Origin of the sequence: Streptomyces sp. NPDC029216 (genome assembly GCF_040648015.1) — a bacterium.
Taxonomy (GTDB): Bacteria; Actinomycetota; Actinomycetes; order Streptomycetales; family Streptomycetaceae; genus Streptomyces.
In genome coordinates, this window is the sequence record NZ_JBEZWL010000031.1 from 40858 (window position 1) to 61449 (window position 20592).

General features: G+C 72.5%; 18 protein-coding genes, 1 pseudogene and 2 CRISPR repeat arrays (1 of these 21 only partly in view). Of the genes and pseudogenes, 11 read left to right on the forward strand and 8 right to left on the reverse strand.

Annotation, left to right across the window (positions count from 1 at the left end):
* Nucleotides 1-803: direct repeats of the CRISPR family, unit length 29 nt; unit sequence GGGGTCATCCCCGCGGGTGCGGGGAGCAG (it extends 515 nt beyond the left edge of the window).
* A 745-nt stretch (nucleotides 804-1548) separates the two neighbouring features.
* Genes AB0F18_RS14665 through AB0F18_RS14680 form a run of 4 tightly spaced genes read left to right on the forward strand, consistent with a single transcriptional unit; the run spans nucleotide 1549 to nucleotide 5664 of the window.
* Nucleotides 1549-2889 carry an MFS transporter gene (locus AB0F18_RS14665; RefSeq protein WP_362059492.1) on the forward strand — a complete coding sequence of 447 codons (1341 nt, stop codon included), beginning with the start codon at nucleotides 1549-1551 and terminating at the stop codon, nucleotides 2887-2889.
* Entirely contained in the window at nucleotides 2886-4196 is a 1311-nt protein-coding gene (locus AB0F18_RS14670) for a protein-L-isoaspartate O-methyltransferase (RefSeq protein WP_362059495.1), read from the forward strand. Before AB0F18_RS14665 ends, AB0F18_RS14670 begins: the two co-directional genes overlap by 4 nt.
* Nucleotides 4193-5026: a class I SAM-dependent methyltransferase gene (locus AB0F18_RS14675; protein ID WP_362059498.1), complete on the forward strand. Its 834-nt coding sequence runs from the start codon at nucleotides 4193-4195 to the stop codon at nucleotides 5024-5026. The genes AB0F18_RS14670 and AB0F18_RS14675 overlap by 4 nt, the downstream gene beginning before the upstream one ends.
* On the forward strand, nucleotides 5023-5664 hold the full coding sequence (locus AB0F18_RS14680) for an NUDIX domain-containing protein (RefSeq protein ID WP_362059501.1): 642 nt from the start codon (nucleotides 5023-5025) through the stop codon (nucleotides 5662-5664). Before AB0F18_RS14675 ends, AB0F18_RS14680 begins: the two co-directional genes overlap by 4 nt.
* 13 nt (nucleotides 5665-5677) lie before the next feature.
* Here AB0F18_RS14680 and AB0F18_RS14685 read toward each other — a convergent pair whose 3' ends face one another.
* Entirely contained in the window at nucleotides 5678-6199 is a 522-nt protein-coding gene (locus AB0F18_RS14685) for an NUDIX hydrolase (protein ID WP_362059504.1), read from the reverse strand.
* A 702-nt stretch (nucleotides 6200-6901) separates the two neighbouring features.
* Between AB0F18_RS14685 and fxlM the strand changes: the two genes are divergently transcribed.
* Both fxlM and AB0F18_RS14695 read left to right on the forward strand, forming a co-directional pair.
* Entirely contained in the window at nucleotides 6902-9259 is a 2358-nt protein-coding gene (fxlM, locus tag AB0F18_RS14690; protein ID WP_362059507.1) for a methyltransferase, FxLD system, read from the forward strand.
* A 266-nt stretch (nucleotides 9260-9525) separates the two neighbouring features.
* Nucleotides 9526-9618 (forward strand): annotated as a pseudogene (locus AB0F18_RS14695) (hydroxymethylbilane synthase); the annotation flags it as partial.
* 342 nt (nucleotides 9619-9960) lie between these two features.
* Nucleotides 9961-10539: a CRISPR direct-repeat array (repeat unit 29 nt; unit sequence GGGTTCATCCCCGCAGGCGCGGGGAGCAG).
* Between the two features lie 190 nt (nucleotides 10540-10729).
* Here the strand turns inward: AB0F18_RS14695 and AB0F18_RS14700 are convergent.
* Together AB0F18_RS14700 and AB0F18_RS14705 are read right to left on the reverse strand one after the other, a co-directional pair.
* Complete coding sequence (locus AB0F18_RS14700; RefSeq protein ID WP_362059510.1) at nucleotides 10730-11215, reverse strand: NUDIX hydrolase; 486 nt, start codon at nucleotides 11213-11215, stop codon at nucleotides 10730-10732.
* On the reverse strand, nucleotides 11212-11754 hold the full coding sequence (locus AB0F18_RS14705) for a DUF6624 domain-containing protein (protein ID WP_362059513.1): 543 nt from the start codon (nucleotides 11752-11754) through the stop codon (nucleotides 11212-11214). The genes AB0F18_RS14700 and AB0F18_RS14705 overlap by 4 nt, the downstream gene beginning before the upstream one ends.
* Before the next feature lie 1415 nt (nucleotides 11755-13169).
* Between AB0F18_RS14705 and AB0F18_RS14710 the strand changes: the two genes are divergently transcribed.
* Both AB0F18_RS14710 and AB0F18_RS14715 read left to right on the forward strand, forming a co-directional pair.
* The gene (locus AB0F18_RS14710) at nucleotides 13170-13535 is read left to right on the forward strand and encodes a hypothetical protein (RefSeq protein ID WP_362059515.1); all 366 of its coding nucleotides are present in this window, start codon (nucleotides 13170-13172) and stop codon (nucleotides 13533-13535) included.
* A gap of 198 nt (nucleotides 13536-13733) precedes the next feature.
* Entirely contained in the window at nucleotides 13734-14288 is a 555-nt protein-coding gene (locus AB0F18_RS14715; RefSeq protein ID WP_362059518.1) for an AAA family ATPase, read from the forward strand.
* A 248-nt stretch (nucleotides 14289-14536) separates the two neighbouring features.
* Here the strand turns inward: AB0F18_RS14715 and AB0F18_RS14720 are convergent, their stop codons facing one another.
* From AB0F18_RS14720 to AB0F18_RS14735, 4 genes are all read right to left on the reverse strand, one after another.
* Nucleotides 14537-15199 (reverse strand): HAD-IA family hydrolase, encoded by a 663-nt coding sequence (locus AB0F18_RS14720; protein ID WP_362059521.1) that lies wholly within the window; start codon nucleotides 15197-15199, stop codon nucleotides 14537-14539.
* Between the two features lie 929 nt (nucleotides 15200-16128).
* A complete protein-coding gene (locus AB0F18_RS14725; protein WP_362059524.1) occupies nucleotides 16129-16548 on the reverse strand; it encodes a VOC family protein in 420 nt (139 codons plus the stop codon).
* Nucleotides 16545-16706: a hypothetical protein gene (locus tag AB0F18_RS14730; protein WP_362059527.1), complete on the reverse strand. Its 162-nt coding sequence runs from the start codon at nucleotides 16704-16706 to the stop codon at nucleotides 16545-16547. Before AB0F18_RS14730 ends, AB0F18_RS14725 begins: the two co-directional genes overlap by 4 nt.
* A gap of 344 nt (nucleotides 16707-17050) precedes the next feature.
* Complete coding sequence (locus AB0F18_RS14735) at nucleotides 17051-18538, reverse strand: alpha/beta hydrolase (RefSeq protein WP_362059530.1); 1488 nt, start codon at nucleotides 18536-18538, stop codon at nucleotides 17051-17053.
* A 75-nt stretch (nucleotides 18539-18613) separates the two neighbouring features.
* Between AB0F18_RS14735 and AB0F18_RS14740 the strand changes: the two genes are divergently transcribed.
* The 3 genes from AB0F18_RS14740 to AB0F18_RS14750 all read left to right on the forward strand — a co-directional run bounded on the left by AB0F18_RS14740 (nucleotide 18614) and on the right by AB0F18_RS14750 (nucleotide 20270).
* Nucleotides 18614-19222 (forward strand): TetR/AcrR family transcriptional regulator, encoded by a 609-nt coding sequence (locus tag AB0F18_RS14740; RefSeq protein WP_362059533.1) that lies wholly within the window; start codon nucleotides 18614-18616, stop codon nucleotides 19220-19222.
* Nucleotides 19223-19538: 316 nt separating this feature from the next.
* Nucleotides 19539-19727 carry a hypothetical protein gene (locus AB0F18_RS14745; protein WP_362059536.1) on the forward strand — a complete coding sequence of 63 codons (189 nt, stop codon included), beginning with the start codon at nucleotides 19539-19541 and terminating at the stop codon, nucleotides 19725-19727.
* 246 nt (nucleotides 19728-19973) lie between these two features.
* The gene (locus tag AB0F18_RS14750) at nucleotides 19974-20270 is read left to right on the forward strand and encodes a WhiB family transcriptional regulator (protein WP_362059539.1); all 297 of its coding nucleotides are present in this window, start codon (nucleotides 19974-19976) and stop codon (nucleotides 20268-20270) included.
* A gap of 34 nt (nucleotides 20271-20304) precedes the next feature.
* Here the strand turns inward: AB0F18_RS14750 and AB0F18_RS14755 are convergent, their stop codons facing one another.
* Entirely contained in the window at nucleotides 20305-20493 is a 189-nt protein-coding gene (locus AB0F18_RS14755) for a DUF6381 family protein (RefSeq protein ID WP_362059542.1), read from the reverse strand.
* Nucleotides 20494-20592: the final 99 nt, after the last annotated feature.

Below are 20592 nucleotides of genomic sequence, written 5' to 3' on the forward strand. Positions count from 1 at the left end.
CGGGGAGCAGGAGCCGACGCCCGCGGTCTGCGGCCGCCGCCAGGGGTCATCCCCGCGGGTGCGGGGAGCAGGCCATGGTGTGAGGCACACCCCAGATGTCAATGGGGTCATCCCCGCGGGTGCGGGGAGCAGGGATCCAGCACAGCAGAACGGCCCCGGTCGGAGGGGTCATCCCCGCGGGTGCGGGGAGCAGGGTACGTCGCCGACCTCCAGCGCGGCCGAGGAGGGGTCATCCCCGCGGGTGCGGGGAGCAGGCGGTGTCGGTCAGCTGGTAGCCCGACGAGATGGGGTCATCCCCGCGGGTGCGGGGAGCAGGCTCCGATTCCCCCGGTCACAGCCCCGGCAGTGGGGTCATCCCCGCGGGTGCGGGGAGCAGGTCCGCGGTGTCCGCGGCGGCGATGCGGGCCCGGGGTCATCCCCGCGGGTGCGGGGAGCAGGTCAAACGCCTCAGGCAGTTAACTCGCGGGTAGGGGTCATCCCCGCGGGTGCGGGGAGCAGAGCGTCCTGGGCCGCGTGCGGGTCACCGCCCGGGGGTCATCCCCGCGGGTGCGGGGAGCAGCAGCAGCAGACGGTCGGCGCCCAGTCCGTGACGGGGTCATCCCCGCGGGTGCGGGGAGCAGGGCGCGATGGAAACGAACACGAGGATCCCGACGGGGTCATCCCCGCGGGTGCGGGGAGCAGCGAATGCCGAGGGGCGTCACGCCGCACCTCGGGGGGTCATCCCCGCGGGTGCGGGGAGCAGATCAGCTCCTCACCGCGCACCATCGCGGTGTTGGGGTCATCCCCGCGGGTGCGAGGAGCAGGCTTCTTGGCCTGCCACTTTAGGCGGGGAGATCGGTGTTCTGAAGCACTTTCATCGATTCCGGCAATTCGGATATACCGCTCATTCGCCTGCGTCACCGAATGGGGGGGCCGAGCCCCCTCCCCCGAGGGACTGCCGCCGGTGCATTTGGGTGCCCCTCGCGAATGCCTACCCGCCGGAGGTGAAACGGCCCACCGCTACTCGCTTCTCGCAGTCCGCGGCTGGCCACAGCTCGGGGTGGGCTCGGCTGGGGCGAGGGCTGGCGTCGGGCGCAGGGCTGACGTGGGATCCCAGTTCGCCGGAGTGCGGGTGACGTACCGGAGCTGCCACAGCCGCTCAACGGGCTCCGCCTGGCATGCCTCTTGGATCCGCCACGACACGGGCGCGCGCCGAGCCGGCCGCCAGGTCGCGAGATCGGCGTCGGCGTTTCGGCCATTGTCCATCCCCGGCACGGGCCAAGGCCCGTGCGGGTCGGTGTAGGCGGCACGAACGTGTATTCGCCTGATAGCCGGGATTCCGGTGCGTCTCAAAGACGTGTGTTCGACACGCCGAGTGCCTTCGTTAAGCCCGCCGACCGACCCTCAACACCCCTTTCCGGAGGCGAGCATGTACCCCCTGCCCCATCGTCGGACCGCCCTTCCCTTCGCCCCCCGGACCACGCCCGTTCGACTCGCCGTCGCCGCCGCGCGGGTCCGGCGCGTCACGGGCACCCGTGCTGCGGCACGTCCGGATACGAGGTGGGGGGCATGACCGAACGCGACCGGAGCGCGGGCGCGGCCGCCACCTCGCTGTGGCGGCACCGCGGCTTCCGCCGGTACCTCGCCGGCCAGAGCGCCAGTGTGGCCGGCAGTTCCATCACCTCGGCGGCGCTCCCCGTGCTGGCCGTGCTCCGGCTGGATGCCACCACCGGGCAGGTGGCCTGGCTGGCGTTCCTGGGGCAGCTTCCGCCCGCGCTGCTCGCGTTGCACGCCGGTGCGCTCGCCGACCGGTACCCCAAGCGCCGCCAGATGGTGACGGGGGACCTGGTGAGCGCCGCCGCGTTGGCGAGCGTGCCGCTGGCGGGAGCCTTGGGGTCGCTGACGCTGGCGCACCTCATGGTCGTCGCCGTCGTACGGGGTGCCGCGGGCGTGCTGCACGACGCGGCGGCGATCAGCCTGCTGCCGCAGCTGGTCGACCGGTCCCTGATCCAGCGGGGCAACAGCCGCACGGGCGCGCTGTTCGCGGTCGCCGCCACCGCCGGCAGCACCATCGGCGCCGCCCTGACCGCGCTGCTCGGGCCGGCCCGCGCCCTGCTCGGCGACGTCGCCTCCTACCTGGTGAGCGCCTGCTGCACCGCCCGTATCCACACCCGCGAGACCGCCCCGGCCCCGGCCCGGAAGGAACGGATGCGGACGGAGATCGCCGAGGGGCTGCGGTACGTACGGGCAGACCACCGGCTGAGCGTCCTCACCCGGGTCAACGCCGCCACCTCGCTCGCCCTGGCGCTGCTGAACACCTTGTGGGCGGTGTACCTGCTGCGGGACCTGGAGGTGGGCTCGACGGTGTTCGGCGTGGTCCTGGGGGTCGGTGCGCTCGGCGCGGCAGCCGGTGCGTGGGCCGCCCCCGCCCTCGCGCGGCGGTACGGGCCCGGGCCGATGATGCTCGGCGCCCTCGCTCTCGCCCCGCTCACCCAACTCCCCCTGCTGCTGGCCTCCCCCGGGCCCGCCTGGCAGGTCACCATCGGCGCGGCCCTGTTCCTTCAACTGGCCTGCGCCGGGGCGGCCAGCACCACGCAGCGGTCCATCCGGCAGCTCGTCACCGAGTCCGGAATGCAGGCCCGGATGCAGGCCGTGAGCACCTGCCTGACCTCCGGTGCCCGGCCGGCGGGGACGCTGCTGGCCGGGGGCCTCGGCACCTGGGTCGGCGTACGGCCCGCGCTCGCCGTCGGCGCCGTTCTGCTCGTCGTCCCGTTCCTGGTCCTGGCCCGCTCCCCGCTGCGCCACCTGCGGCACATGCCCGAGCCCGACGCCCCGGCCGACTCCGCCCGGCACCCGCAGCCGGCCCCCAGCGGGCGCCGGCAGGGCTCGATGAACGGAGGAGCGGTATGACGCACCAGCTGAACAGCAGCGAGAGGGCCGCCGCCCCGGCGGTGCCCGGACCACGCCCCGCCGCCCTCCCCGCCGATCCGAACACCGGCGCCGCTCGGGCGGCGATGGTCGCCCGCCTGGTGGAAGCCGGGGAACTGGACGCCGACGGCCCGGTGCGCGCGGCGCTGCTCGCGCTTCCGCGCGAGGTGCTGATGCCGCAGGCGTACGTACGGCGCAGCGCCCCCGACGAACCTCCGTCCTGGGAACTGCTGGACTGGGCCCGGCCGGAGCACCGGGACGAGCTGCTGCGCCTGCTGCACAGCGGGGACAGCGTGCTGGTCCAGCACGACCGCGAGCCGATCCTCGGGCGCCGCGCCGGCTACCGGTCCGGCGGCTCCATCACGGCGATGTCGAGCACCCTCGGCATGACCGCCGGCCTGCTGCGGCGCCTGGACCTGCGCCCCGGGCAGCGGGTACTGGACGTCGGCACCGGCGCCGGGGTGACCGCCGCCGTGGCCTGCTTCGTGTGCGGCGAGGAGGAGACGGGCAAGAGCGGTGTCGTCACCCTCGACGTCGACGCCCACGTCGGCGAGGCCGCACGGGTACACCTGGCGGCCGCCGGGTTCCGGCCGGCGGCCGTGGTGACGGGGGACGGCCTGGCCGGCTGGCCGCGGCTGGGCCCGTACGACCGGATCCTCGTGTCCTTCGCCGTCCCCCGGGTCCCGCCGGCGCTGGTCGACCAACTCGCGCCGGGCGGCCGGGCGTTGATGACGCTGGGGACGGCCTCACCGTCCTGGCCGGGGCTGGCCGTGATCACCAGGACAGCCGCCGGGGAGGTGGAGGCGGAGCTGGTCGCGGTGGAATACGGGCACCGCGGCGGCGTCGGTTTCGACCGGCTGTTCCTTTCCTCCGACTTCCGCAAGGAGATCGCTGCGGGCGAGGGCGCCGACCGGACGCGGCACAGCCGACTCGAACCGCCCGCCGACACCGACCGCGGCATGTGGCTGGCCCTCGACCACCTCCGCCCCGGGCTCGTCCGCGACTTCGGCGCAGCGGACGACGAGCTCACCATCGGCGCGCCCGGCTGCGGGTCCTGGATGCGGGCGCGACGCAGCACCGGGCCCGGCGGCCGGGAGGTCACCTCCCGCGGGCCGCGCGACATCTGGGCGGAGATCCACGACGTCGCCGCCCGCTGGCGTGCGGCCGGCTCGCCCGCCGCGTACCGGCTGGAGTTCGACCCCGGCGGCGGCCAACGCGTGACCAGCCTCTGCGGCTCCCTGTCCTGGCCCCTGCCCGACGCCCCTCACACCCCTGGAGGCCCCCGGTGACCACCCGTTCCGCCGACGAGGAACTGTTCGGCCCGGGCGCGGCCGCCGCGTACGCCCGCTACCGGCCGGGCGTGCCGGACGCCGCCGTCCGCCTGCTCGCCGCGTCCCTGCACGGGGTTCCCGCACCGGTCCTGCTGGACCTGGGCACCGGCACGGCCCAGGTCCCCCGCGCCCTGCTGCCCGTCGTGCCACGCCTCGCGCACGTGGACCTCGTCGACGTCAGCCCGGAGATGCTCGCACGGGCGACGGCCGAACTCGCACCCCTCCTCGGCACGCGCACGGCCGACACCCACCTCGGCCCGGCCCACACCTTCGCCCCGCACCCCGCGCACCCCCGCCCCGACCTGATCACCTGCTGCCGGGCCTTCCACTGGATGGACCGGCCGGCGGTCCTGCGGATGGCGGACCGGGTGGCCGCCCCGCACGCCGCCGTGGCGATCATGGGCGACGGAAGCCTGTGGACGCACGACGCCGACTGGACGGCAGCGCTGCGCGAGCTGATCCGGAGCCACCTGGGCCGCGACCGCCGCGCGGGCACCCGCGGCACCTACACCGAGCCGGACCGCTCCTACGAGGAGGACCTCGCCGACTCGGCGTTCAGCGAGGTGAGCCGGCACCGCTTCCCCGTCACCCGAGCCTGGACCCCCGAGTCGGCCGTCGGCTACCTGCGCAGCACCAGCTTCGCCCGCCCCGGCCTCTTCGCGGACCGGCACGAGGAGTTCGAGGCGCAGGCCCTCCGGCTGCTCGCGGAGTACGCCCTCGGCGGGGTGCTGCGCGAGGACGCGGTGTTCACCGTACTGCTGGCCCGCCGCCCGGGAGCCGCGTCGTGAGCGGCGGCGGGCAGCGGCACCGCGAGGCCGTAGACGTCCACCTGATCCTGCGCCGCGAGGGTGTCACCGGCCCGGAGGTCCTCCTGTCGCGCAGGGCGGGCGAGGTCTACGCCGCCGGCATGTGGCACCTGCCGTCCGGGCACCTGGACGGCCCGCACGAGGACCTCGTGGAGGCACTGGTCCGCGAGGCCCGCGAGGAGACCGGGGTGGTCGTCGACCCGGCGGAGGTGCGGTTCGCGGTCACCGTGCACCACCGTGGCCCCGGAGGCCGGTCGCGGACCGGGGTCTTCTTCGAGGTCCGCACCTGGCGGGGCACCCCGGCCGTCCGGGAGCCGGACGTCTGCGACGCGATGGGCTGGTACGCGCTCGACGCGCTGCCGGAGCCGATGGTCGCGTACTGCCGGGCCGGGCTGGACACCTACCGGGCCGGCCAGCCGATGGCCGTGCACTTCCAGCAGCCCGGCGACCCGATCGCCTACGACCCCGCCCGCGACCGGCGCCGTCCCGTGCCCGCAGCGGGATCGGTCGGGGCGGAGCCCCGGGTCCGGGCCTTCGCCGAGAAGGCCGTCGGACCCGTCACCGACCTGGAGGCCCCACGTGTCGAGCTTCAGCACCACGCCCAGCCCGTCCCCAGGTAATGGGTGCTTCGGATCAGCGGCCGGAGACCTCACGCAGCCAGCGCGCATGCCGGCGGACGCGCGATGCGTCCTCGGGGAAGTAGCTGGACCAGTCCTCGTTCAGGGAGGTCCAGGCCGCGGGCTGTCCGTCCTCGGTGACCAGGGGTGTTGCCGTACTCGTGATCGCGACGAACGACAGCCCAAGAGTCGCCGGCAAGTCCCGGCGGTAGGAGCGCACCGTGGCCACGGCAGGTTCCGGCAGCAACTCGGCTTTGACGCCGGTCTCCTCGAAGAGCTCACGACGTGCTCCCTCGCGGGGCGTTTCCCCCGGCTCAACGCGTCCTCCCGGTGGGACCAGGCCCCGCCACCGGTGATGAACGAGCAGCACCCGAGCGAGCTCCTCATCGAAGACCCACACTTCTGCGGCAAGCGGCTCGGAGGGCCCCTGGCGGGCGGCGGCCAGCCACTCGCCGGCGCCGTCGAACTCCACCTTCGCCAGCCGGACGTCGACGGCCGCGGCCTCGGCCACCCGTTGATCAAGCGCATCGTGAATCACCGGAACAACATAAGGCGAGGGTCTGACAACGGGGTGGCACCGGCGACCGCTTCCACCAGCGGGAGACGGCGGCCTTCCGCAGCTGGGTCCCGGCCTGGGCGCGGCCGCGCCCGGCCTGGTGACCGCCGACGGCACCCTGCGGGCCGTCGCCTTCACGGCGGTCCCGGGCCGCTCCCTGCGCCCCGGCGGAGCAGCGCCGGATCTTCCGCCACATCGGCCGGCTCGCCGCCCCCGCCCCGGCCCGCTGGGGAAGCGGGAACGGCATCTGGACGCGGCCCGCCCCCACCTCACCCCGGGCGACGAGGAGTTCATCCGGGCGACGGCCGCGAGGGTCGCCCGCCCCACACGGCGACCTCCAGCTCCGCAACCTGCGCTGGGACGAGGCCTCCGCCCGGTCGAGGGCGCCGAGCACGGCCCGGCCGTACGGGACTTCGTACGCCTCGCCGACGCCTGGCACGGCCGCCCGGACCTGTACGTGGCCATGACGGCTGCCGGCTACGGCCGCCGCCTCACCACAGCCGAGCAGGAGCACCTCTCCGCACTCGACGCCACCTCCGGCATCCAGTACGACGCCACCCACGGCGACCCGGAACTGATCGAACGCGGCCGCCGCACCCCGAGCCGCCCACGACCAACCGACCACCCACCGAAGCACCCACGCCCGCACCCCCACCCCCACCCGCCCAGTCGAGGAGCAGCACCATGGGATACACCGCCCGCGAGGAATGGCACCAGCACTACGCCGACGGCCACGGCTTCCGCCCCCTGGGCGACGCCGAACGGGCCCTGCTCGCCGAGCACACCCCCGCCCCCGACAGCGGCGGCCGGGCCCTCGACGTGGGCTGCGGCACCGGCGAACTGGCCGCCCACCTCGCCCGCATCGGCTACGCGGTCGACGCCGTCGACTACGCCGACAGCGCGATCGACCGCGCCCAGGTGGAGCACCAGAACACCGACGGCGTGCGCTGGCTCCGACTGGACATCGACCACGACGACCCCGCCGACCTGCACCCCGACGGCTACGACCTGATCACCCTCCGCCTGGCGTACCCGTTCCTGCGCGACCGCACCCGCGTCCTGCACTCCCTCGGCGAACGGCTGCGCGAGGGCGGCGCGCTCGTGGTCATCACCCCCACCGCCGACCGCACCCCCGCCGAGCGGCGCGACATCGCCCTCGACGAGGAGGAGATCGCCCTGCTCACCGCCGGCTGGAAGCAGACCACCCGGCACGAAGCCGAGGGACTCGCCGTCCTCGTCCTGCGCGGCCCCTGCGCCGCGGACACCACCGCCGCCGAGAGGCCGCCGACCACCGGCCACGCCCTGACCGGCGCCCTCGCCGTCGTCACCGACGGGGCGGGCCGGGTCCTGCTCGGCCGTTCCACCCGTGGCATGTGGGAACTCCCGGGCGGCAAGACCACCGGGCCGGAGGACTTCGCCTCCGCGGCCGTACGCGAACTGGCCGAGGAAACCGGCCTGACCGCCTCCCCCTCCGACGCGTACGTGGTGACGATGCTCGCCGACGACAGCCACGGCACCCCCCGCCTCACCGCGGTCGTCCGCATCACCGCCTGGTCGGGCACCCCCACCGTCCACGAGCCGAAGCTGTTCGAGCGCTGGGAGTTCCACGACCTGCACGGGCTGGCCTGCGTCGGCGACCTCTTCACCCCGGCCGCGCAGGCCCTGTCCGCGATCTGGCCCGGCGTCATCCCCGGCCTGCCGCCGGTCCACGCCTACCCCCTCGCCACGGTCCACCCGCCCGTCCCCGGTGAGCCGGCCGAGGCGGTACGCCGACGCCAGGCGATGGCCGAGGCGGTGATCGAGGCCGGCTGGGCACCGTCCACCGCGGTCCGACAGGCGCTGCGCACGGTGCCCCGGCACCGGTTCGCGCCGGAGAAGAACCTCCCGACCGCGTACGACGACGACCTGGCCGTGGTCACGCGCCGCGACGAGACCGGCCGCGCGACCAGCTCCGTATCCGCGGCCTGGCTCCAGGCCGACATGCTCGAAAGCCTCGCCCTGCAACCCGGCGCCGTCGTCCACGAGGCGGGATCCGGCGGCTACAACGCCGAACTGGTCGCGTCGGTCGTGGGCCCGGCCGGCCAGGTGATCACCGGCGACATCGACCCGTACGTGGTCCACCGCACCCGCAGGCTGACGGCGGAGGCCGGCAGCGGGCGCGTGCACGCGTACCAGGGCGACGCGGCCCTCGGAGCGCCCGCGCACCTCGTCCCCCGGGGAGGTTTCGACGCCGCCGTGATCACCTACAACGTGTGGGACATCGCCCCGCCCTGGCGCGAGCAGCTCGCCGAGGGCGGCCGCCTCGTCCTGCCGCTGGAGATCGGCGGCTACACCCGTGCCATCGCGTTCGAGCGACGCGGTGACCTCCTGCACGCACGGAAGTTCACCCACTGCGGCTTCGTCCCGGCCCAGGGCAGCGGCGCCCGAACGGCCCCGGCCGTCGACCTCCTCGACGGCGCCCTCCGCCTCCGCTTCGAGGACGGCGACCCGCGCGGCGTCGAAGGCCTGGAGGAGGCCCTCGGCGGGCCCCGTCACGAGACGGCCACCGGGGTGACGATGAAGTCCGGCTCCTACTTCGGCTCCCTCCACCTGTACGCGGCCACGACCCTGCCCGGGTTCTGCCGCCTGGCCGCGCACCCCGAACGGGACTCCGCCCTCACCCGGATCGCGCCGGGCAGCGACGCACCGGCGATCGTCGGCAACGCCTCCCTGGCGTACCTCATCCACGTCCAGACCCGGCACGCCACCGACCCGGCCGACCGCACTTGGGAGTGGTACGTCCACGCCTTCGGCAGCGAGGCCCCCCAGCTGACCGAGCACCTACTGACCACGGTCCACGCCTGGGACCACCACGTACGCGACGCCGCCGACCCGTCCCTCACCGTCTACCCGGCCGACACCCCCGACCACCTGCTCCCGCCGGGCACCCTCCTGGACAAGCCCGCCTCACGCCTCCTCTTCCAGTGGTCGGGCCATGACGCCCACATCCCGTCCCCCGCTGAACCGAGCGAGCCCGCCACTGCAGCCGACCGGCGCGCGTAACCACCCACCTCGACGACCTGCTCGGCGGCGACGGGAACCCCGCCACCGCCGAGCACCCCGAAACACCAAACACAGCAAGGCCCCACGTACCTCCCCCTCCCCCAAACCCCCCTCAACGGGTTCCGCCTGGGCACGCGCCCCAGCCCCATGGCCCTGGCAGACCGGCCGCTTCGCAACGGCCTTCCGCACCCTCCACCCGGACACCGACCTCGACATCCCCAAGATCACCTACGAGGGGCGACCAGCACCGGGGCCCCCTGACCGACATCGGCGGAAAGGGCGCCTTCACCCGCCGCGCCGACGAACACCTCCTCGCCGGCCGCCTGGACGCCACCATCGCCTGCGCCAAGGACCTCCCCGGCATCACGGTCGCAGCGGTCCTGCCCCGCGAGGACGTCCGCGCCGCCCTCGTCCTCCGCGGGCCACCCGCCCACCACCCCGGCCGACCTGCCGCCGGGCACCAGCGCACCCCGCCGGGCGGCCGCCCTCCTCAAGGCCCTGCACCCCGCGGGAACACCGACACCCGACTGCACGCACTCAACGCCGGCACCCTGAGCGCGGACACCATGACCAACCACCCCAACCGACACCGGCCACCGCGCAGCCAAGCAACTCCTGAACAACGGCGCGGCCCACCTCCTGAGCCAACCATGAACGAGACACCCCGCCCCACCCACCCAAAGGAAATCCCAGTCACGCATGAGGTCATCCCCGCTGGCGCGGGGAGCAGCCGCGCCTCCTCCGTGCTCATCCGCCCCGGCTGGGTTCATCCCCGCAGGCGCGGGGAGCAGCCGCCGCTGGCGCGACGGATGTGGGAGGCCGCGGGTTCATCCCCGCAGGCGCGGGGAGCAGCCCACCGGGTGGCTGTACACGGTGACGGAGCGGGGTTCATCCCCGCAGGCGCGGGGAGCAGGATCTTGCCCTCGGGGCATACCTCGTCGGGGAGGGTTCATCCCCGCAGGCGCGGGGAGCAGTTGGTACCTGCTCCGATGACCACCGAGTTGGTGGGTTCATCCCCGCAGGCGCGGGGAGCAGGGGGTATCCGTCTTCATCAGCGTCACCCCGTAGGGTTCATCCCCGCAGGCGCGGGGAGCAGGGTGTATTCAGTACAGCACATTCCTAGGAATGGGGTTCATCCCCGCAGGCGCGGGGAGCAGCGTAGTCCTCGCTGTCGTAGTCCGCGTGCTCGTGGGTTCATCCCCGCAGGCGCGGGGAGCAGATCTGACGGAGTGCACGACGCGAGCGAGGGTGGGGTTCATCCCCGCAGGCGCGGGGAGCAGGCTTCCTGACCTGCGACTCTATGCGACCGGCGCACTGTTTTCGCGCACTTCTTGCGAGTTGGACATCACGAATAAGTTGCGCAAATGGGGTTATTCAACTCCAGCTGCTCCGCAGTCTCCTGTTGCAGCCGAAAAAGGCGCCATGCCAACAGGCGCGACGCCTGCCCCCAGGCCCGCGGCAGTCGACGGGCTACCACTCCAGGTAGGCAACGGTGCCCGTGCGGCGGGCGGCATCAGTGGCCTGGAGGCGGGCGAAGCCGTCAGGGCGCATAACCCGCTCCCATTCCCCGAGCGTGTGGACGCGGAGTTCGGTGTGTTCGCTCGGGTCGAGGGTGATGCTGCTGATCTGGTCGTCGGTGAGGTGTCCGCCGTCGAAGATCACGCCGAACTTGTTCAGCGGCCAGTCGGCGCCCTGGCTGATGAAGTGCACGGCCACAAGCTTCTGCGGCCCCGCGAAGGAGATCCCCGTCTCCTCGAAGCACTCCCGCACGGCACACTCCCACGGCGTCTCGCCGTGGTCCATGTTGCCGCCGGGCCACTGCCAGACTGCCGTGTCGCCGACAGCCCGGAGCTGGATCGGACGGCCCGCGGTGTCGGTGAAGTAGAACGCCGCATAGCTGGTGGCGTTGGCGATGGTCTTGACGTACTGCTCGGGCGGCAGCCAGGTGCCGGTCACGCGGGGTCCTCCTTCTCTGCGGGAACGTACCTCGCGCGCAGGCGCCGGCCGTACGCGGCAGCCGGCTCCAACCCGACGCCCGCGCGCCGCTCGTCGAGGTGTTCCGGGTCCTGGACGGGGTGGGGCCGGAGACTGTCGGCGTCATGGCCGGTGTACTGGGTTCCGTAGAGCTGGGGTCGCCCGGAGTTCACCAGGACCCGGTCGGTGAGGTAGGCGAGATGCCGCGACGGCGCCTCGCCCGCGTCGACGGCGGCCTGAAGGAGGTCGCGGGCTTCGCACTGGAAGCCGGGGTCGCGGTCGGCGTGCTGTACGAGCAGCCACGCGGCATCGGCCCCCTCCTCCCCCACCAGCGTGAAGCCGGGCCAGCCGTGCTCGGCGACGACCGCCTTGAGCCATGTGGCGTTCTCGGCGTCGATCCGAAGGAGGTCGCCCGGCTCACCGTTCTCCAGAAGGCTCCGGCGGGCCGCCTGGTCGGATGCGGCGCGCCGAAGGAGCTCGGCGGTGATCGCAGGGTGGGTCGGCCTCGCGTTCAGGTTCAATGCGGTGGCCTCCGTGATCAGTACTGATCGGTGCGGGATCCGCCACGCTACCGGGGCACCTCTGGCCGTGAATACAGAAGACGGATACTCACACGAATACGCCGAAGGGAGCCTGAAAGAGCAACGCGAGACGTTCACGGCCTGGCTGAAGACACATCCCGGAGCGGAGAAGACCGTCTGCCGGGACAGGGCGATCGCGCCTGCACCAAGGCGTCACAGAAGCCCCCCGATACCCTCCCTCGAAGTCGCTGATCGATGGCACCCGCTCCAGAACCTGTCCACCGCGCTGAAGAGGAACGCAAACGCGCCGAGGAGGAGACGGTGACCGAAGCGCCCGAGGCTCCCGAGGTGGCCCCGATGCTCTTCCGGCCCACGGAACTGCCCCGCACACAGATCATCGAGCGCACCCGCCACCGCTACGAGGACATCCACCGCCGACCGGAGAGACGCTGGACGATCAGCGATCGCCCGACGCCTGACCCTCGATCGCACGGCGTACCAGGAATGCGTCGCGGAAGCGGGCGCTGGCCCGGTCAACGAGTGGGCTGCGTGCGAACCCGGGGTTCGAGGTCGTCTGGCACGGCGGCCAGCCGCTGGCCACCGGCCGCGCACACCTGGCCGCCCTCATGGCCCCCTTCAAGGGCGTGAAGCACTCCGCTCCGTGCAGACGAACGCCGCGCTCGTGGACGACACGTGGTGCACGTTCCTCCTGGAGCACGAGATGCACGTGGGCGTCAGCATCGACGGCCACGAAGACATGAACACCACCGCATCACACTCGCCGGCCACCCCGGATTCGCGCCACCCCGCGCCGCATCGAGCGCCTGCGCCGCCACGGCACCCCCTACTCCGCCATCGCCCTCGTCTCCGACCTGACCCCGACCCGGCCGACGCCGCCCGCTTCTACGCCTTCTTCGCGAAGCTGGGAGTAACCACCCTCGGGCGTCAACACCGGCAGCAAGACGTCCGATCCCGTACGGAGGGCTGCGGACTTCTGAGCCGCGCTGGCCGACGCCTGGCGCGCACACCCGGTTGTCCACCTGCGCGAAGTGCAGCGGGTCCTCAACTTCGCCGCGGCACCAACAGAGAGCGGGGCGCAGCCAAGGAACGGCTCAGCCGACCGCCGGGCGGGCGGGCGGGCGAAGACAGGGAATGCGTCCTGTGTCCTTGTTCCGGGAGAGCGGGGCGGTCATGTGCAGTTCGCAGGCGACCTACGCAGCCCCTTCCGAGGACGTCACCCTCCACACTGCCGTCTGGGAAAGCCCCGAGTCCGGCAACCTGATCGCGGTTGGTGCGCCACCGAAACCCGCTGCGGGCCCGCAGCCGCCCGTGGCCCGGACGGTCGCCGAGCAAGTTGCCGAACGGTGTGGCTCGTCTGCGGTACAGGGACGGACGGGACACGGGACAATCGGTCCATGTCCACGCCGCACTCCCCCGCCCCTGGCCCGTCCACGGCCGAGGTGCTGCACGCCCGGTACGCGGGCAGGCTGCCCGCCACCCTTGAGGAGCTCGCGGCGCCCCGTGCACGGCACGGCCGACCCGCCCCTGCACGTGGCCTGGCCGGCCTGCGCTCCTACGACCTGGACCGCCCGCGCCTGCGCATGGGCCCGTACCGCGCCGTCCTGGCCGAGGGACAGCACGAGGACCTGGTCAAGCTCCTCGACCGGGACCTGCTCATCGCCCACCGGCCGGTCCTGCGCACCCTGGTCAGCCGGCACATCCGGCAGGTCTGGGAGGAACCCTTCCCCGACCTGGCGCCCGCCGGGTCCGCCACGGCATGAACCTCAGCGGCCGGCACCGCCGCCTCCTGCCCGCTGTGATCGACCGCGCATCCCCGTGCCCCTTCCTCCTCGCCGGCGGGTAGGCCGTCCACAAGCCGGCAGCCCGGATTCATCACCTTCCACTCATCAAGTCCCAGCGCGGTCGCTGGCCTGATCAGCCCAGGGACCGCGTCGGCTCACCCCTCGGGAGCTCACCCCATGCCAGCAAGGCCGACCCTCGTAGTCGTCAGCGGTCCACCCGCCACCGGAAAGACCACCCTCGCGCACAGCCTCGCCCACGAACTTGGCTGCCCCGCGATCATCCGCGACGAGATCAAACAGGGCATGGTCATGAGCACGGAGGCCTACCAGCCGGGCGACGGCGACCCCCTCAACCTCCCGGCCATGCACGCCTTCTTCGACACCCTCGGCGTGCTCCTTCAGGCCGGTGTCACCGTCGTCGCCGAGGCCGCCTACCAGGACCGGCTCTGGCGCCCCGGCCTCGAACCCCTCACGAAGTTCGCCGACCTCCGGATCATCCGCTGCACCACCCCGACCCCGACCATCGTCAAGCGCATGACCGAACGCGCCGACTCGGACGAGCACCGCGCCGCCCACGGTGACCGGGAGTTCCTCACCCGCATCGCCACCGGCGCCTACAGCCCGGAGGGGTTCGTCGACATCTCGCTCGACGCGCCCACCCTCCTCGTGGACACGTCCGACGGCTACAGGCCTGGGTCGGCCGAGATCGCAGCCTTCGTCCGAGCCCGCTGAACCCACCGAACCTCACCCAGCGTCTTCCGTGTGGTCGCGGCCGTGGCAAACGCGTCTCGGACCTCTAAAATCTCCACGGCGCACCGCCGGGACGGCGCTCCGCGCCACCCCGGAGTGTCTTCATCCGCTCGGCAGTGCTGTATTCCGACCACTGCACGCGGCCGCACCTCCGGTGATAGGTCAGGCACGGACCGTACCCCCGCTCATGGTGGGGGCGACGGTCCTCGACCGGCCGGAAGTCGGCGAGGTCAAGCTGTCGGCACCGCGGACACCCCAAGGAGCTCTTCGAGTTCGGCGACGGCCGTGTTCTCGTCGGCGGCGAGGACGGTGGTGATGCCGAGGGTGGCAGCCGGGGGCAGGTTCACCGGGTGGTCGTCCGCGAACACACACTCCTCCCCCGCGAGGCCGAGCCGGTCGAGGGTGAGGCGGTAGATCGCCGGGTCGGGCTTCGCCATGCCGACCACCTCCGAGATGACGTGCACGTCGAACAGGTCCCAGATCCCCGCATGGACGTACGGGTTGTGCGGGTCCGTGCCGAAACTGTTGGAGAGCAGCGCGAGGCGTATGCCGGCCGTTCTCGCGGCTTCGGCGAGGGCGACCATGCGGCGGGCGGTCGGCACCCCCGACCACGCGCGGCCCATGAGGTTCGTCGGGTCCACGGCTGCGCCGAGGAGGGCTGCGGTCGCCGTGTTCCATTCGGACTGGCCGATCTCGCCCACTTCGAGGGCGGCGTACAGGCGACGGCCCTCGGGGTGGTCGTTGAGGGTGGCCCGCCACGCCTCCGGGGCGAGACCCTCCGCCGTGCACCATGCGCGGTGGGCGGGGCGGGGGTCGGCGGTCAGCACGCCGGCGAAATCGAGGATCAGCCCTTTCGGGCGGCGGTCGTCGGCGCTGTCGGTGGGGTACGTCATCCTGTGCGTGTCCCTTCGTCAATCGCCTCCTCCGGGACGGTACCGCGCGGCATGAACGCGGCACGCATGAAGCGGCCCCACCGCCAAGTCAGCGGAGGGTAGAGCCGCTTCCATGCTTTCGGTCCGGGGTCGTTGCGCCGTTTTTCGAACCGCCCGAGGCGCTGGGTGATGAGCCGTTCACCGGGTCCGGGTACGAGGGTGACGGAGAAGTAGGGACCCATCCATCATCAGCTCCAGCCATTCCATCGGGGGCAGAACGCTGACCCGGAAGCCTTCGTATCGGGCTGCCGGGCGGGCGTTGCCGGCGTCAATGTGGCCGTACGCTCGGGTGGCCGCCCGCTCCCTGGTGGAGGCGCCGGTAGTGACGAGCAGGTGTTCCTCGATACAGCGGTGGCGGTATCGAGGCGGACCACGAGGGCCTGAGCGTGATGTGCGCCCGGCCAGGACCCCCGCGGGTGCCGGGAGCAGTGCCGGGCGGATCACCCACCCCCAGGTCGCGGGGGCCATCCCTGCAGGCGCGGGGAGCAGCTCGAACAGCTCTCCCCGCTCGCCGGGACCGCGGGTTCATCCCCACAGGACGCGGGGAGCAGGGGGACGAGATCCTTGCCCAGCTCGGCGAGTCGGGTCCATCCCCGCAGGCGCGGGGAGCAGAGCGCGCCGACGCCGCTGGTATAGCCGTGGGCGGGTCCATCCCCGCAGGCGCGGGGAGCAGGCTTACTGACCTGGGACTCTATTCGACCGACTCGCTATTTTCGAGTACTTCTTGCGAACCGGACACCCCGGGGTGTTTGGCATAAATCGACCGATAAGCGTCTCCGAGAACCTCAGCCCACAGCCGCGAAGGGTGCTCGCTCAGCAATGGTGGGGGCCCGGCCGAAGGCGTAGGAGGACCTTGGCTGGTGCAGGTTGACCGGATGAGGTGATCGTCGTCAGTCCGGTTCGGATGGGTTGATGGCGACGAGTTCGATCTCGAAGCCGTCGGTGTTCTCCAGGTAGGCGGCGTAGATCTGTTCGCCGCCGGCATGTGGGTGGCGGTCGGGGAACATCAGGCTCCAGCCGTGTCGTGGTGCCTCGGAGACCAGCGCGTCGAGTGTGCTGGTTCCCTCGACGTGGAATGCCAGATGGTTGAGCCCGGGCCGGCAGCGCTCGTGCCGGTCGGCGGTCAGAGCGGGGGACTGTTCGAAGACCAGGTAGGTCAGTCCGAGCTGCCAGCTTCGACCGTTGGTCCAGCTCTGGAACGGCGTGTAGCCCAGGCTCTCCAACAGCCAGCCGAAGGAGACGACGGCCCGCTCCAGGTCGGGTACCCAGATCTCGACGTGGTGCAGCATCCCCGTGTGCGGTCGGGTCATGCCGCCACCGCCGGCGCGGTCGCGGCCAGACGGCCGCGTTCGAAGCGGGCCCCGGCCCGTGCCTGGGCGATCAGATGGGGCACGGGCACGTTCACCACGTGCCACCGCTTCTGGGCGAACTCAACGAACCTGAACGCCCTGGCCTGAGCGACCGTCATCCTGCCGACTCCCTTGCTGGCCTTGGTCCGCAGCCGGGCGGTGGCGAGCGTCGGCTCGACCCCTCGGAATTGTAGATCGCCTGCAGGGCTTGTTCCCCGGTGGCTGCGGGTGCACTTCGGCAGGCTGTCTGGGAACAGCGGCAACGCGCAGAGCGGTAGCTCCTCAGCCTGGCGGGCTTGCGGTGCCCCGCCGGGGTGGCGGGCCTGCGCTGGCGGCTGCCGGGCCGGGCCACGTCCGAAGCAAAGGACGTGGCTGAGACCGGAGAGAGCCGAGGCCTCCACTCGCCGGGGCTGGCTTTCGGTGGTGCCGGTCCATAGTGCGCCGGCTCCCGAACGGTCAGTGATCACGCCGGTGCATCGACCGTGAAGGCATACGTCCGAAGCGGATCGAGGTGCAGTTCATGAGGGCCCATACAGTCGGCAGCGAGCGTGGCCACGAGCACCCCGCACACGCAGGCCATGTTGCGCCCGCCGGTTCCAAGTGGTCCGCAGCATCCGTGATGGACGCCAAGGGCCCCGGTCAGCTGCAGGCAACGCACGTCCTCGGGGTGCACGATCACTGAGTTCCTGGGCCCTGCGGGCACCATGCCCGTCATGCCAGGTGGCATGAGAAGCGCCCGGCACCCGCGCCCGTACCGGGTGTCGCTCTCAGACGCCACGAACGGCGTGCCCCACGGCTCGGGATCGACGGCGTAGCTGCCACGCGGGACGGTCGACGGAGCGAGCCGTGTCACACCGCGACGGTCCCTCTCGTGCTCCGAGACGTCTGGAACAGCGGGGAGTTCCTGCAGGTCAGCGGTGAGCTCAGCGCCACACCTCGCGCAGTGAAAGACCGTCACCGCAGCCAATCTATCCCACCCACGGCATCGGCTACAGAAGGTGAAAGGTCCCTCCGCAGGCCGCAAGGAGGGACCGGATCCTGCCGCCACGGGAGCCGGCACCAACCGTCCACCCGATCGATACCGAGCGCTGGGGTCATCCCCGCGTGCGCGGGGAACAGGGCGAGCCGCGGTGCTTGCGGTTCGGTCCGATGGGGACATCCCCGCGTGTGCAGGCTTACTGACCTGGGGTTTCACATGGGGGAAGCCCTCTCGGGTACTTGCGTAGAATCCGACAACTCCGGCCCCGCACTTGTCTACCGTGCCGCAAACCAGGCCCCCGCGCGCAGCCGCCCTCCCCGGGGGGCTTGGCCTGCCTCGGCATCCAGCCTCCGCCACGGCCAAGCGGAATGTCGCGCGGGGTACTCGGTGGGGTCGGCCCGCCAGCTCGGTGACCAGGCGGACGGCCTCCGGTACCTCGACGTGGTCGTCCGGGGTCGCTCCGAAGTGTGCGCCCGTGGGTGTCACCACCGCGGTCGCGCCCAGCCCGTCGACCAGCAGCCGGACGTGCTCGGTCGGGTCCGGCTGGTTGACCGGGTCGTCCATGGCCTGGAGGACCCTGAACTCCCGCGCGGAGCGGCGGATCCGCTCCCAGCCGAAGCCGCCCTCGAAGAACTCGGCGAGCTCGTCGTAGCCGACCTCGTGCGCCGAGGTCGCCACCAGCAGTACGCCCGCGAACACCCCGCCGGTCTGCGGGTCGTGCTGTTCCAGGAAGCGCAGCACGTTCACCCCGCCGATGCTGTGCCCGACCAGCACGGTGGACTCGGCGGGGCCGGCCGCCAGGACGGCCTCTCCGTAGGCCTTGCGCCAGGGCTCCAGCCGCGGCGCCGTGGTCTGCGGCAGCCGGGGCACCGTGACCCGGTGGCCCGCCGGGGCCAGCTGTTCCGTCAGGTACGGGAACCAGACGCTGTCGTCGCTCGCGCCGTACCCATGCGACACCACGATCTCGCTCATGATCGATCCACTCCCCTTAATCAAAACGATCCGTCGCGTTTCGATTAAAGCTAGCACGACTGCTACCGTGGCGGCGTGCCCACCGCAGAACCCGCAAACCGCCGCACCGGCGGCCGCACCCGCAGCCAGGACGCTCACGAGGCCGTCCTCGCCGCGGCGATCGAACTGGTCGAGGAACTCGGCTACCAGGCCGTCACCATCGAACGGATCGCCGCCCGCTCCGACGTCGCCAAGAGCACCATCTACCGCTGGTGGAAGTCGAAGGCCGCTCTCGTCATGGACGCCTACCGCACCGCCGTCGAGCAGCGCATGCCGGAACCCGACACGGGCTCACTCATCGACGACCTGACCACCTTCACCACCGCCCTGTACGGCGTGTCCGCGCAACCCGTTCGGGTCAAGACCCTGCGCGGCCTCATGGCGGAGGCCCAGCTCGACCCCGCCTTCGCCGAACCCTTCCGGGAGTGGGTGGAGAGCCGCCGCGCCGTCGTGGTCGCCCTCCTCACGCGAGGCGTGCACCGCGGCGAACTCCCGGCCACCGCCGACCTGGACGCCGTCACCGACCACCTCTTCGGCCTCTTCTGGTACCGCCTCCTGGTCGGCCACGCACCGCTCGAACCCGGCGAGGCCGCGCACCATGTCGACCAGCTCTTGAGCGGACTACGGACACGAGGCGCGGAGTAGGCCGTCGACACGGGCCGGCCGGCCAGCAGTGATCCGCGCACGGCAGTAGTGACGGCGACGGCAAGCCCTGTTTCCTCACCGGCGATCAGACCGGTCAAGAGGACCCCAATCGCCCCCGCGGGTGGCCGGCCTGGCCCCGGCACGGCGGTGGACGCGCCCGCTGGGCGGCCACGGCCACCCGGCCGGCGGAACGGGCCTTGGCAAGGTGGAGGCCCCCCGGTCGCCGTCGTGGCGCGGGATGGCCGCCGAGACGGTCGTGGGGCGAATGGAGCAATGGCCGGTGCGTTCGCCGGGCCGGCGTGGTCGCATCGGTGGGATGAAGGATCCCTTCGGATGTGACGAGCCGTCGCTACTGGCCGTCGGCACGGAGGCCGACCGGTCTTCCGCCCGCCGGGCCGTCGCCGCCCGCGCCACGGGGGACGAGGACCTGCGGGCCCTGCTCGACATGCTCGGCCTGTGGCCCGCCGACGACCCACCGCCGCCACCATCACGCCGCCGCCGCTGAGCCACCCCGCCCTGGCGCGGTGGATACGGCCTGGCCTTGACCCGTTTGCAGGGTCTGCGCGGCCTCCCTCGGCCGCGTGGAGATGGGCTGGCTCCGGGCACGCGGTGATCGCGCGCTCTAGCGGGGACGCCGGCGATACGGGTGCTGCTCCTCCTGGCCCGTCGTGCATGAACGCGCGTATTCCGGTGATACGCGCCCGCACAGGGCGGTCACGACGGACCGCCCCCTGCCGGAAGGAACCAGCCCGTGACCGACCTCTCCCGTACGAACGTGCTCCCCCAGCCCTGGCACGGCGGGCCGCTCGACCTCCCGTGCCACACGACCGCACGGGACGTCTTCGTACGGAACACGAGCGAGCACGCTGCGGCCGCCCGTGAGCGGGAGGAGGCCGCCAAGGCGGCCTGCCACGCCTGCCCGGCCCGCCTCCCCTGCCGCCGTCACGCCCTCGCCGAACGGGTCGCGCACGGCGTCCGCGGTGGTCTCACCCCGGACGAGCGCCGCTTCCTGCTGGCCGACATCCCGTCAGCGGCGGACGTCGCCTGACGCGCCGCGAGGGATCCGCTGCGGTCGGCGCGGGCTACATGGGATCCGTGGTGGCGCTCTCCGGCCCGTGGAGCTCTTCGAGCCTCTGCCGGATGTGCAGCGCCTTGTCGGTCAGCCGCTGCCGCTCGGCCGGGTCGGTGGACCGCTGGGCCTCCCGCTCCAGTTCCTCGGCCTTTTCGCGCATGTGCAGGGCCTGCTCGTCGGGCCGGCTCTCACTGCTCATGGGATCTCCGTAAGTTGATAGGCGGCCCGGGAGGGCCGGATGTGGCTTATGGGGTCTTGCCTTCAGTGGCTCCTGAGGAGTGGCCGTCCGGCTCTCCGG

Bases quoted from the DNA above. Each gene is read 5' to 3' on its own strand.
- AB0F18_RS14665 (WP_362059492.1), top strand. From the start codon at position 1,549: ATGACCGAACGCGACCGGAGCGCGGGCGCGGCCGCCACCTCGCTGTGG.
- AB0F18_RS14670 (WP_362059495.1), top strand. From the start codon at position 2,886: ATGACGCACCAGCTGAACAGCAGCGAGAGGGCCGCCGCCCCGGCGGTG.
- fxlM (WP_362059507.1), top strand. From the start codon at position 6,902: ATGGGATACACCGCCCGCGAGGAATGGCACCAGCACTACGCCGACGGC.
- AB0F18_RS14710 (WP_362059515.1), top strand. From the start codon at position 13,170: ATGTCCACGCCGCACTCCCCCGCCCCTGGCCCGTCCACGGCCGAGGTG.
- AB0F18_RS14715 (WP_362059518.1), top strand. From the start codon at position 13,734: ATGCCAGCAAGGCCGACCCTCGTAGTCGTCAGCGGTCCACCCGCCACC.
- AB0F18_RS14720 (WP_362059521.1), bottom strand. From the start codon at position 15,199: ATGACGTACCCCACCGACAGCGCCGACGACCGCCGCCCGAAAGGGCTG.
- AB0F18_RS14725 (WP_362059524.1), bottom strand. From the start codon at position 16,548: ATGACCCGACCGCACACGGGGATGCTGCACCACGTCGAGATCTGGGTA.
- AB0F18_RS14730 (WP_362059527.1), bottom strand. From the start codon at position 16,706: ATGACGGTCGCTCAGGCCAGGGCGTTCAGGTTCGTTGAGTTCGCCCAG.
- AB0F18_RS14735 (WP_362059530.1), bottom strand. From the start codon at position 18,538: ATGAGCGAGATCGTGGTGTCGCATGGGTACGGCGCGAGCGACGACAGC.
- AB0F18_RS14745 (WP_362059536.1), top strand. From the start codon at position 19,539: ATGAAGGATCCCTTCGGATGTGACGAGCCGTCGCTACTGGCCGTCGGC.
- AB0F18_RS14755 (WP_362059542.1), bottom strand. From the start codon at position 20,493: ATGAGCAGTGAGAGCCGGCCCGACGAGCAGGCCCTGCACATGCGCGAA.